The sequence below is a fragment of the Proteus genomosp. 4 str. ATCC 51469 genome (assembly GCF_003144375.1).
Lineage (GTDB): Bacteria > Pseudomonadota > Gammaproteobacteria > Enterobacterales > Enterobacteriaceae > Proteus.
Genome location: NZ_PENV01000001.1, coordinates 262,535 through 275,268, shown reverse-complemented (window position 1 = coordinate 275,268; position 12,734 = coordinate 262,535). Strand labels below are relative to the sequence as shown.

The window sequence follows — 12,734 nt, the reverse complement described above, 5'->3', positions numbered from 1 at the left end:
AAATATGATAAAAAGGTAATGGTAAATTTCCATTACCTTTTTTTGTACCTAAAAAAGATCTATTTACTACTTTAGAAATTAACACAGTTTTCTTTTACGTTATCACTCAGTGCCGCAATCAGATTATCTACCGCACATTCGGCCATTGCGTAGCGAGTTTCTTTTGTCGCAGATCCAATATGTGGAACGGCAACCACATTTTTCATGCTCAATAAAGGTGATGACAGCGACAGTGGCTCTGTTTCAAAAACATCAAGTCCAGCACCTGCAATTTCTTTTTGTTCTAGCGCATTAATTAATGCTTTTTCATCAACAACAGCTCCTCTACCTGCATTAATTAAATAAGCGTCGGGCTTCATCATCGAAAATTGATTTTGGCTTATTAAATGATGTGTTTCTGGTGTTAATGGTAAGGTGATACACACAAAATCAGATTGCTGTAGTAGCGTATCTAAATCACAATACTTAGCATCAAAACGGTCATTTGCATCAGTATATTCTGTCCTTGAGTGATAAAGAATATTCATATTAAAACCAAAGTGGGCGCGTTGTGCCAATGCTTTACCAATTCGGCCCATACCAAGAATACCCATGGTTTTATGATGAACATCAGTACCGTACCAATCTGGTGTGATACCTTTAACCCATAAACCTTGTTTAACATTATCTGCGAGCTCTGGGATACGTCTTGATACAGCAAGCACTAATGCCATCATAGTGTCAGCAACGGTGTCTGTTAGTACGGTTGGCGTGTGCATTAGCTTTATATTGCGTTTAGTTAGTGCGTTAACATCAACATTATCATAGCCAACCGAAACGGTTGAAACCGTTTTTAAATGAGGGGCGTGGTCTATAAAATTTTTATCAATATTGCCACCAGCGCCTAGTAATCCAGAAGCATTGGCAAGTGCTGAACGAAAATCATTCGAGTCTAAAGAGAGCGTGTTAAATTGTTTGATATCAGCAAAGTTAGACAGTTTTTTGTACAGTGTTTCGGGTAGATTTTGGTAGAGCAAGACAATCGGTTTCATTATGTTCTCCATTCAATACTTGTCATACTTCAATACTCGTCATACTTCAAACTACATGCGTTTATTCGCACTAGTCACATACTAATGCATGCTCCTAGCAACTCATTTACTTGTCGCTTAGCGGTGACTTGAATTATTTAGAGTATATATTCAATGTGCTTATTAATGGTGATTATTGTATGTAGTCGTTGACTCGTTTTTCCCCGAATTATCTAGAGGGGGAGTGTTCTTATCCCGCTTAAACATATTAGCGGGGAGCTTAATAAGGTATGATAAAACGTATTGAATGTCAGTTTTATCATGTAATTAACTGATTATTTTGGATGTAATCGTTTACTTTTTCTGGGTGTTGTTTTTAGTGATAAAGAGGTGGGATGTATTACATGCTTTATTAACTTGCTGTAATACAATTCTAAATTAAGGTTTTTATAAAATATAAGTGTGTGCGAAAAGAGTGTAAACGTTTACATTAAATGTCGGTTTGATCACGAAATTATTTTGTTGATCTTGTTAAACTCTGTGTCAGTGAACAGAAACCGTCTTGCTCTTTTCCGTTGAATTGAATCAAAAGAGGTGAATGTGGAAATATTAGTGACAGGTGGCATGGGATATATTGGTAGTCATACTTGCGTTCAAATGATTGAAGCTGGTATGACCCCAATTATTTTAGATAACCTTAGCAATGCGAATGATGAAGTGCTTAACCGCGTTGAAGCATTAACCGGTAAACGCCCACTGTTCTACAATGGTGATATTCGTAATGATCAATTATTAGCATCAATTTTTGCTAAACATACAATTCAATCTGTTATTCATTTTGCAGGATTGAAAGCAGTAGGTGAATCTGTTCAAAAGCCGATTGAATATTATGACAACAATGTTAATGGCACATTGGTGTTAGTGCGCTGCATGCGAGATGCTGGTGTTAAAAGTATTATTTTTAGCTCGTCAGCAACGGTTTATGGAGATCCTCAATCTGTACCTATTAATGAAGATTCACCTGTTGGTGGTACAACCAATCCATATGGCACCAGTAAATATATGGTTGAGCGTATTTTATCTGATTTATATGTTGCTGATGAGAGCTGGTCTATCAGTTTACTGCGCTACTTTAATCCTGTTGGTGCCCATCCATCAGGCACGATGGGAGAAGATCCTAAAGGTATTCCAAACAATTTAACGCCATATATTTCTCAAGTCGCTATTGGTCGTCGTGAACACGTTGCTGTGTTTGGTAATGACTACCCAACAAAAGACGGCACAGGGGTTCGTGATTACATTCATGTTATGGATCTGGCGGATGGCCATATCGCTGCGTTAAATGCATTAGGTAAAAAAGCAGGTCTTCATATTTATAATTTAGGAACGGGTAACGGCACGAGCGTGATAGAAATGATTGAAGCATTTCGTAAAGCCAGTGGTAAACCGATCCCTTATCAACTACAAGCTCGCCGCCCTGGTGATATCGCTGAATGTTGGTCAAGCCCCGCAAAAGCAGAGAGAGATTTGCATTGGAAAGCCATTCGTTCAATTGATGATATGGCTGCTGATGCTTGGCGTTGGCAGTCACAAAACCCAAATGGTTATCTGAAATAAGATTTACAGTATTCAGATAATCTTGAATAAATAAGAGAGAAGGTTATGTCAAAACTGATTTTTGATCCTGTTGAACATCCTCATCGTCGCTATAATCCACTCACTGATCAGTGGATTTTGGTTTCACCTCATAGAGCGAAACGACCTTGGAATGGTAAAGATGAAAAACCTCAGATTGCGACCCTTCCCTCTTATGATCCGCATTGTTATTTGTGCCCAAATAATATACGTGTTTCTGGTGATCAAAATCCAGATTATACCGGAACGTATGTCTTTAATAACGATCACTCCGCGTTATTACAAGATGAATATGATGTTGATCCTTCATCAAATCCTTTATTTCAAACACAAGCAGTAAGAGGAATTAGTCGCGTTATCTGTTTTTCGCCTGATCATGGAAAAACAATACCTGAATTGCCTTTAAGTAGCTTACGTAAAATTGTCGATACTTGGGATAACCAAATAGAAGAGCTCAGTAAAGAATACCTTTGGGTTCAAGTGTTCGAGAATAAAGGTGAAACAATGGGATGTTCCCAACCGCATCCTCATGGGCAAATTTGGGCGAGTGATTTCTTACCTAATGAATTAGCGAAAAAAGATACACATTTGAAAACGTATTTTGAAAAATACGGGCGTAATTTATTAATTGATTATGTTGATGCTGAATGTAAAGACGCAAGTCGAACCGTTGTTGAAACTGAGCATTGGCTGGCAATAGTACCTTATTGGGCAGCTTGGCCTTATGAAACAATGTTATTACCTAAAACGCATATTCGTCGAATGAGTGAGTTAAATAGTACTCAACGCGATGATCTGGCTATTGCAATGAAAAAACTAACCAGCCGTTATGACAATTTATTTCATTGCTCTTTCCCTTATTCAATGGGGTGGCATTTTGCGCCATCTTTTAAAGACAGCAGAAATACCGATCATTGGCAATTACATGCACTTTATTACCCGCCATTATTACGTTCAGCCACTGTGCGTAAATATATGGTGGGATATGAAATGCTGGCGGAATCGCAAAGAGACCTAACACCAGAACAAGCGGCAAATAATTTACGTCAATTAAGTGACATTCATTATAAAGAGCAACGTTAATAACCTGCAATATGGCAAGGTATTTTAGTTAATCTGCTTTTTGCGCACCAAATAAATTAAACCAAACATCTCATTATTTACATAATGATGTGGTGGGATTTTATTACTTAATTTTAAGCTAAGGATTTATTATGCAGGCACTTATTAATAATGTGACTCGTTCATTTACATCTATTTTTGGTTATGCGCCTACACATTTTATTCAAGCGCCAGGAAGAGTAAATCTTATTGGTGAACACACTGATTATAATGATGGTTTTGTTTTACCTTGTGCTATTAATTATCAAATGGTCGTCGCCGCAGCAAAACGAGAAGATAACATTATTCGAGTGATTGCAGTTGATTACCAAAATGAGGTTGATGAATTTAGCCTCGATAACACCATCGAATTTTTACCTAATAAAATGTGGGCGAATTATGTTCGGGGTGTTATTCATTTTCTACAAAAAGACAATTATTCTTTTCATGGTATGGATATCGCAATATCAGGAAATGTCCCTCAAGGCGCGGGATTAAGCTCCTCCGCTGCGTTAGAAGTGGCTATTGGTCAAACGCTTAAAACACTTTATCAATTACCTATTAGCCAAAAAGAGATCGCATTAAATGGCCAAAAAGCAGAAAACCAATTTGTTGGCTGTAACTGTGGCATTATGGATCAGCTTATTTCGGCTTGTGGTGAAGAAAATCATGCACTATTAATCGATTGTCGTTCACTAGAAACATCTGCCGTAACGATGCCCGAAAATATGGTTGTGATGATTATCAATACCAATAAAAAGCGTGGCTTAGTTGATAGCGAATACAATACCCGTCGCCAACAGTGTGAAGAGGCTGCTCATATTTTAAATGTGACTGCATTAAGAGATGCCACATTAGAGGATCTACTCGCTAAAAAAGCAGTAATGAGTGATGTGGTTTATCGTCGGGCACGCCATGTTATTACTGAAAATAGTCGTACATTAGATGCTGCAGAAGCCTTACGTCGTGGTGATTTAACCACATTGAGTCAATTAATGATGCAATCACATCACTCAATGCGTGATGATTTTGAAATCACAGTCAAAGAGGTTGATTCATTGGTTGAAATAGTGAAATCGGTGATCGGTGTTCGTGGTGGTGTGAGAATGACTGGTGGTGGATTTGGCGGTTGTGTCGTAGCATTAGTGACACCAGATTTAGTGGATAAGGTCGTTGACTCTGTTAAAGCGCAATATGAAGCCTTAACAGGGTTGAAAGAAACTATTTATGTCTGCTCTGCAAGCCAAGGGGCGGGCTATTCGGAGGCAAAATAATGGCGACTAATGAAATTCGATTTCTAGAGCCAGAACAAATGACTGCACAACCTGCATCAGACGGAAATCCTGCACAAGTTGTCGTGCTTAAAAATCGTTTTGGTATGTCTATTTCTTTAATGGATATTGGTGCGACTTGGTTAACTTGTATTGTACCTGTTAATGGATACCGTCGAGATGTTTTGTTAGGCTCTGCAGATATGAATACCCATAAACAGCAAACAGCTTATTTGGGGGCCACAGTAGGGCGTTTTGCCAATCGTATTGCTGGTGCAAAATTCGTATTAGAAGGGCAAGAATATCAAATTAGTGCTAATGAAGGTAAAAACACATTACATGGTGGTAAACAAAACTTCAGTCATCGTCGTTGGGGGATCACGGCACAATCATCTCAATCAGTGACCTTTTCATTGATTTCAAATGATGGTGACCAAGGTTTTCCCGGTACACTCAAAGCTAGTGTGACTTATACACTCACTGATAATAATGAAGTTTGTATCGATTATCAGGCAATAAGTGATAAAACCACGCCACTTAGTTTAACTAACCATGCCTATTTTAACCTTGCAGGTGAACACACTGAACGCACAGCGCTTGAGCACGATTTAAAAATCTGCGCTTCTCATTATTTGAAAAATGGCGAAGGCAATATTCCTACTGGAGAGTTTGTGAGCGTTGTAGGAACAGGATTTGATTTTTGTAAATTAAAACGCATCGGTCTTGATTTTATGGTTGATGAGTGTCAAAAAGCAGCGAGTGGTTATGATCATGCATTTATTTTAGATAAACAGGCTATCGACGATAAAGCACCTATTGCAACGGTCATTGCACCTGAAGGCGAGCTTAAAATGGATGTTTTTACTACTCTGCCTTCTGTTCAATTCTATACAGGTAACTTTTTAGCTGGAATAAAAGGAAAAAGTCGCCGTTATGGTAATTATTCTGGATTAGCTTTAGAGACACAATACTTTCCTGATGGGCCGAATCACCCTGAATGGCATGAAAATCAAGGTGTTTTACCTGCGAATACGCCATGGAATAGCCAAACTATCTATAAGTTTTACTCTTAACAATAAAAGGAAAGTGTAAACGCTTTCCTTTTCACTATTTATTTGATCTTTTTACTTTTTAAATTTCACTTCTTCGCTGATAATCAAGCCACTTAAATTTTATTATTTCCTTTTTTCTTTAATCTTAGATTAACAACCCGTTATTTTTTGATAATAAAGAAAGGTGATCCATGAGGTGGATATGGCGACTATCAAAGATGTAGCAAAAGAAGCGGGAGTTTCTGTTGCTACGGTGTCAAGAGTCATTAATAACTCGCCGAAAGCAAGTAAGACATCAGTAGAAACAGTTAATGCGGCAATGCAAAAACTAGGTTATCGACCTAATGCAGCGGCTAGAGCATTGGTCAGTCAAAGTACACAAACTTTAGGTGTCTTAGTCCATGATGTTTCTGATCCCTTTTTTGGCACATTGGTGAAAGCGGTTGATAATGTGGCAAGACAAGCGGGCAAACATATTTTGGTGTGTAATGGCTATCATGATGCACAAGACGAACGTCAATCTATAGAGTTGTTAATTAATAGTCGCTGTGATGGTTTAGTGATCCACTCAAAAGCACTCTCTGATGAAGAATTACTAGCTTATGCTCATGAAGTCAAAAGTATGGTACTGATTAACCGCTTTATTCCTGAAATTGCGGAACGCTGTGTCGCTTTAGATAATTACAAAGGGGCATGGATGGCAACAGAACATCTTATTCGCCAAGGGCACACCAAGATTGCTTATATCTCTTCCACGCATCATATTGAGGATACTACTCAACGCCTTGCGGGTTATAAGGCTGCTCTTGAAGCCAATAACATCATATTGCCCGAAAGTTATATTGAGTATGGTGAGCCTGAAGGTGAAGGCGGTGAAAAAGCAATGATGCACCTATTAACGAAATCAATCGATTTTACAGCCGTAGTGACTTACAACGATTTTATGGCTGCTGGTGCTTTATCTGTTCTCGATGAAAATGAGATCCCTGTACCTGAAAAAATCTCTGTTATTGGTTTTGATGATGTATTAATTGCTCGTTATATCCATCCTCGCTTAACAACCGTGCGTTATCCGGTACAAATGATGGCCGAACAGGCTGCTACGTTGGCGATTAGACTATCTAAAGGTGAAGTCCTCGAACAAAAACAACGTATTTTTTCACCTACTTTAGTTCAACGTAATTCTGTTTTTAATCTTAGCCATCTCTCTTAACCACACCACTTATTTTTATAATATTGTCGATCCTCTTAATGAGGATCATCATCACCTTAAAAGCCATTCTTACTTAACTTGTGTAATCGTTATCACTTTAATGTTTTTTTAAATTTTATTTTAAGATACTTTCTTCTTAGATAAATATTAAGAGAGAATTTTTAGTGATAATTTGGCTTTACTCGTCATAGTAATCGTTTGTTTTTTATTTTTAGATGCATTTACGTAACATAAGCGACAAAATTGTGAAGGGAGTAACGGAAAAAGATTGTGAAAACGTTTACATTAAAAATCTATTCTCTCTATGGGTCTGAAAGGAAAATATTATGCATACAGAAGGTGTTGGATTAAGCACAATAGACTATGCAATTTTTGCCCTCTATGTTGTCATCATTATTAGTCTAGGATTGTGGGTTTCTCGTTCAAAGGATGGTGAGAAAAAAGGAACAAAGGACTATTTCTTAGCAGGTAAAACCCTTCCTTGGTGGGCAATTGGTTCTTCGCTTATTGCCGCTAATATTTCAGCAGAACAATTTATTGGTATGTCAGGTTCTGGTTTCTCTATTGGTCTTGCTATTGCTTCTTATGAATGGATGGCTGCACTGACACTGATTATTGTGGCGAAGTATTTTTTACCTGTATTTATCGAAAAAGGTATTTATACCATTCCTGAATTTGTTGAGAATCGATTTAAAAGCCGTAACCTAAAAACGATCCTCGCGGTATTCTGGCTCGCATTATTTATCTTTGTTAACTTAACATCTGTACTTTATTTAGGCTCATTGGCACTAGAAACTATTTTAGGTGTACCAATGATGTATGCCATTATTGGTTTGGCATTATTTGCCGTTGTTTATTCACTTTATGGTGGCCTTTCTGCCGTTGCGTGGACAGACGTGGTGCAAGTATTCTTCCTAATTCTCGGTGGTTTATTTACCACGGTATTAGCTGTCAGCTATATCGGTGGTGATGGCGGGATCATGGAAGGCTTAAGCAAAATGACACAAGCCGCGCCCGATCACTTTAAAATGATCTTAGAAAAAGATAATCCGCAGTTTATGAACTTACCAGGTATCGCTGTGCTAATTGGTGGTTTATGGGTTGCTAACCTTTATTATTGGGGTTTTAACCAATACATTATTCAGCGTGCTTTAGCTGCTAAATCTATAAATGAAGCACAAAAAGGACTAGTGTTTGCTGCATTCTTAAAATTAATTGTTCCTGTTCTTGTCGTTGTTCCCGGGATTGCCGCATTTGTTATTACTACTAATCCAGACTTAATGGCAGGGTTAGGCACAATGGCTCCACAGCATATTCCAACGCTAGCACAAGCTGACAAAGCCTATCCTTGGTTAACACAGTTCTTGCCTGTAGGTGCAAAAGGCGTTGTTTTTGCAGCGCTTGCGGCGGCTATTGTTTCGTCTTTAGCATCCATGCTTAACTCTATCGCGACTATTTTCACGATGGATATTTATAAAGAATATGTTGGACCTAAAGCTTCTGAAACACGCTTAGTGAATGTGGGGCGTATCAGTGCGGTTGTTGCTCTGATTATTGCTTGTTTTATTGCACCATTATTGGGTGGTATCGATCAGGCATTCCAATATATTCAAGAATATACTGGCTTAGTAAGCCCAGGTATTTTAGCTGTATTCCTATTAGGCTTATTCTGGAAAAAAACAAACGCAAAAGGTGCAATTATTGGTGTGGTTTTATCTATACCATTTGCTCTATTCCTAAAATTAATGCCTTTAGGTATGCCATTCCTTGATCAAATGATGTACACCTTTATGTTTACAACTGTCGTGATTGGTTTAGTAAGCTTAACCTCAACGAAAACAGATGACAGCGTAGGGGCGATTGCATTAACAGATAAGACCTTTAAAACACAAAGCGGATTCAACATCGCTTCCTATGCCATCATGGTTATATTATGTGTACTTTATGCTGTGTTCTGGTAATAACAGCGTGATGATTTGTTGATCCGTTAAATCTAAAAATATCCTACAAAAGAAGAAAGCAGAGGGTTAATACCTTCTGCTTTTTTACATCTGAAATTGTTTATAAAGTGGCCTAGCGAAAATGGTGCTGATTTGCTTTGATACAGATTAAAAAAAAACACTAAATATGAAAAGAAAATCATTCTCATGAATATTTGATTAAGCTAATATTAATCATTCTCATTACTATAACCGTTATAATTTCAGGGAACCACTATGAACTTTAAAATAGGTGTTTTAACAGCCTGTATTTTATCTGCCTCTTATCCGCTGTATGCACAAGAAAATAAAGAAGAAAAACTTGTTGTATCAGCATCAGGTTTTGCTCAACAAATTACAGATGCACCAGCAAGTATCACTGTGATTAGCAAAGAACAACTTGCAAAGAAACCGGTTCATGATTTAGCTGATGCTGTAAAAGGGGTTGAAGGTGTTAGCATTAACGGTAATGCCAATAAACAAGAAATCACGATGCGTGGTTTGCCAGGTGAATACACGCTTATTTTAGTTGATGGCCGCCGTCAAAATAGCCGCGAGTCGCGCCCAAATGGGAGTGGTGGTTATGAAGGTGGTTTTATTCCACCCGCAGATGCGATCGAACGCATAGAAGTTATCCGCGGACCAATGTCATCACTATATGGCTCTGATGCAATGGGGGGTGTTATCAATATCATCACCAAACCAGTAACAAAAGAGTGGCATGGCTCTGTTGCACTTGGCGGTACGTTGCAACATAACCGTGATGCTGGCGATTCTATCAATGGTGATTTTTATCTTTCAGGGCCTTTAATTGAAGATAAACTAGGCTTACAGCTTTATGGCAGTAGCTACTTACGTGCAGAAGATAAAATTACTTATGGCCAAGGTCGCAATGACAATAAAAACATTACAGCGAAATTGGCATTTACACCAACTGATAATCAAACCATTTTATTAGAAGCAGGCCGCAATACGTTACAGCGTACAACGACTCCAGGTAAATCCATGAGTGAATTTACTATCCGTGGCGGCAAAGCGGATGAAAATAAAATGTTAGAAACCAATAATGACCGTAATCACTGGGCATTAACTTATAAAAATCAGTTTGATATTCTGCATTCAGAATTAAGTGTGTATCAAGAACAAACTAAGCGTATTACCAAAACAGAAATGATTGATAAAACGACGAAGGAGCGTGAAGAGTATTACGAAGATCGTCGTCCTGAAATCACTAACACCGTTTTTGATGCGAAATTTACTGCATTTTTACCTGATAACGTGATGACCTTTGGTGGTCAATATCAATACTCGCGCTTAAAAGATGAATCATCTACTGGCTCAGGCATTAAACAATCCACTATTACTGCGGATCAAAAAGCGTTATTCCTTGAAGATGAATATAGCGTAACAGACAATCTTGCGTTAACCGGCGGTGTGCGCCTTGATGATCACGAGTATTACGGTAATCACTGGAGCCCAAGAGCCTATGCTGTTTATCATTTAACGGATGAATTCACCTTAAAAGGGGGCGTGGCGAAAGCCTTTAAAGCACCAAGCCTGCGTGAAATTAGCCCTGAATATGGCACTTCAACAGAAAAAGGCCGTGCAATTATGTACGGTAATCGTGATTTAAAACCTGAAACATCAGTCAGCCAAGAAATTGGTATTGGTTATGATAATGGAGATGGTGTGACTGCGAGTGTGACTTTCTTTAATACTGATTTTAAAGATAAGTTAACGAACTATGACTCAGGTGAAATAGATCCAATTACAGGTTTAAAACTGTACCAATACGATAATGTGGGTAAAGCCAATATTAAAGGGATTGAAACTGCGGTTGGTTTCCCAATTACAGAAAGCTGGCATGTCAATGCTAACTACACCTATATTGATTCAGAACGTAAAAGTGATGATGAAAAACTAGGCTCTGGTGAATCACTAAAAGGCTACCCATTAGATTTAACACCTAAACACAGTGCGAACGCGCGTGTTGATTGGCAGTTTGATGAAGCGACCAGTTTTTATGCCAATACGGCTTATACGGGCAAACAAATTTGGGCGGCTCAACGTAATGGTTACACAGGTGCGCGTTATCGTAGTGGCTACACAACCTTTGATTTAGGGATGACCTACAACTTTAATAAAAATACCATGTTTAACTTTGCGGTATTAAATATTACAGATGAAACAGGCCCTGCTGTGAATGATAAAGGCGGTAACTGGGTAGTTGATGAAGGACGTCGTTATTGGGCGAACATTAAATATAGTTTCTAATTGAGTCTAAATTGAAATAAACCCCGTATTTATATGGGGTTTATTTTTTTATCACTTTCTATTATTTTCAGTTTAACTGTTCACCTTTTTATATTACTGACAGAGTATCTGATTTATGCGAATACTAATGTTATGTGGAATGATTATGTTATCTGCGGTTGCTCAAGCCAGACCAAACCAAGAAGTGCCTAAGATTGAAGATCAAGCACAATCTTATTATCAAATCACACAAAAAGAAGTCGCTTATGAAGGCAAACAATATCGCCTTTTTCTTGCTGTACCTAAAAATACAACAAAGACCACATTAATTTATGGTGTTGATGGTAATGCGCAATTTCCATTGATGGTCAATGAAGCCATAAAACAAAAAAATAGCCCATTGCCTGCGATTATTAGTGTGGGCTATGTGGGAGATAAGGCCTATTTTATTACAGAAAGAACGCATGATTATACGCCAAGTGTAAAAGGTGAAGCATTTGACCGTGGTGGAAATGCAGAGAATTTTTATCATTTTATCTTAACGCAAGTCAGGCCTTATGCGTTTGAACAACTTGCGAAAGAGAATATTTCAGTTACCCAGCAATCTCTTTTTGGTCACTCTTTTGGTGGTGTATTTACGTTGTACGTTTTATTTAATCATCCAGATACATTCCAACGTTATATAGCAGCAAGCCCTTCTTTATGGTGGGGAAACGGTGAATGGGTAAAAAAAGAGCAATGGAAGGCCATCCCTAATGACATTTCCATTGCAATAACGCTAGGTGAAAGAGAAGAAAAACCAGATTTAAGTAAATTAAGTGAAGAACAACAAAAAAATTATCAAGAACGCAGTAGTTGGTTAACGCAACGCCAGTTATGCCAATATTTATTGGATGAAGGAAAACAGTGTGAATTTTATCTATTTGAAGGTAAAGGCCATGGTGGTTCAATTCCTGATGCCATCAATATTGCTTTAGAAAAAAGCATGAAATAAACACCATAACTTCTTTAAGTTTAGCTATCCTATTCGATAACAATAGGATAGCTATAACAATTTTTTATTTTACCGAATACGTATTTATCCGTAATAATTTTAATAAAAAAGACTTATCTTTTTATTAAAATAAATATCTTAACCAAGCTATTTCTTTTTTGTAGGAAAAGACGATAATCGTGATTGATATAAATAAAATTGTTTGTTGGCATTAGATTTTATAATT

The 12,734-nt window shown here is 37.7% G+C and carries 9 protein-coding genes; 8 read left to right on the top strand and 1 reads right to left on the bottom strand.

Features of this window, described 5'->3' with window-relative positions:
• Positions 1-71: 71 nt before the first annotated feature.
• Positions 72-1,031: a glyoxylate/hydroxypyruvate reductase GhrB gene (ghrB, locus tag DK866_RS01305; RefSeq protein ID WP_109407405.1), complete on the bottom strand. Its 960-nt coding sequence runs from the start codon at positions 1,029-1,031 to the stop codon at positions 72-74.
• 579 nt (positions 1,032-1,610) lie between these two features.
• On the opposite strand from ghrB, the gene galE reads away from it, so the two are divergent.
• The 8 genes from galE (at position 1,611) to DK866_RS01265 (ending at position 12,508) form a co-directional block, all read left to right on the top strand.
• Positions 1,611-2,627, top strand: coding sequence for a UDP-glucose 4-epimerase GalE (galE, locus tag DK866_RS01300; protein ID WP_109407404.1), 1,017 nt, complete (start codon positions 1,611-1,613; stop codon positions 2,625-2,627).
• Between the two features lie 45 nt (positions 2,628-2,672).
• A complete protein-coding gene (locus tag DK866_RS01295; protein WP_109407403.1) occupies positions 2,673-3,728 on the top strand; it encodes a UDP-glucose--hexose-1-phosphate uridylyltransferase in 1,056 nt (351 codons plus the stop codon).
• Between the two features lie 131 nt (positions 3,729-3,859).
• On the top strand, positions 3,860-5,020 hold the full coding sequence (gene galK / locus DK866_RS01290; RefSeq protein ID WP_109407402.1) for a galactokinase: 1,161 nt from the start codon (positions 3,860-3,862) through the stop codon (positions 5,018-5,020).
• Entirely contained in the window at positions 5,020-6,090 is a 1,071-nt protein-coding gene (galM, locus tag DK866_RS01285; RefSeq protein WP_109407401.1) for a galactose-1-epimerase, read from the top strand. The genes galK and galM overlap by 1 nt, the downstream gene beginning before the upstream one ends.
• 181 nt (positions 6,091-6,271) lie before the next feature.
• On the top strand, positions 6,272-7,282 hold the full coding sequence (locus tag DK866_RS01280; RefSeq protein ID WP_109407551.1) for a substrate-binding domain-containing protein: 1,011 nt from the start codon (positions 6,272-6,274) through the stop codon (positions 7,280-7,282).
• A gap of 326 nt (positions 7,283-7,608) precedes the next feature.
• Positions 7,609-9,243: a sodium/sugar symporter gene (locus DK866_RS01275; RefSeq protein ID WP_109407400.1), complete on the top strand. Its 1,635-nt coding sequence runs from the start codon at positions 7,609-7,611 to the stop codon at positions 9,241-9,243.
• Positions 9,244-9,498: 255 nt separating this feature from the next.
• Positions 9,499-11,535 (top strand): IreA family TonB-dependent siderophore receptor, encoded by a 2,037-nt coding sequence (locus DK866_RS01270; protein ID WP_109407399.1) that lies wholly within the window; start codon positions 9,499-9,501, stop codon positions 11,533-11,535.
• A 115-nt stretch (positions 11,536-11,650) separates the two neighbouring features.
• Entirely contained in the window at positions 11,651-12,508 is an 858-nt protein-coding gene (locus tag DK866_RS01265) for an alpha/beta hydrolase (protein WP_244179634.1), read from the top strand.
• The last annotated feature ends 226 nt before the right edge of the window (positions 12,509-12,734 follow it).

Excerpts from the sequence above, each read along its gene's own strand:
- DK866_RS01270 (WP_109407399.1), top strand. The coding sequence starts at position 9,499 with ATGAACTTTAAAATAGGTGTTTTAACAGCCTGTATTTTATCTGCCTCT.
- galM (WP_109407401.1), top strand. The coding sequence starts at position 5,020 with ATGGCGACTAATGAAATTCGATTTCTAGAGCCAGAACAAATGACTGCA.
- galK (WP_109407402.1), top strand. The coding sequence starts at position 3,860 with ATGCAGGCACTTATTAATAATGTGACTCGTTCATTTACATCTATTTTT.
- DK866_RS01275 (WP_109407400.1), top strand. The coding sequence starts at position 7,609 with ATGCATACAGAAGGTGTTGGATTAAGCACAATAGACTATGCAATTTTT.
- DK866_RS01265 (WP_244179634.1), top strand. The coding sequence starts at position 11,651 with ATGCGAATACTAATGTTATGTGGAATGATTATGTTATCTGCGGTTGCT.
- DK866_RS01280 (WP_109407551.1), top strand. The coding sequence starts at position 6,272 with ATGGCGACTATCAAAGATGTAGCAAAAGAAGCGGGAGTTTCTGTTGCT.
- DK866_RS01295 (WP_109407403.1), top strand. The coding sequence starts at position 2,673 with ATGTCAAAACTGATTTTTGATCCTGTTGAACATCCTCATCGTCGCTAT.
- ghrB (WP_109407405.1), bottom strand. The coding sequence starts at position 1,031 with ATGAAACCGATTGTCTTGCTCTACCAAAATCTACCCGAAACACTGTAC.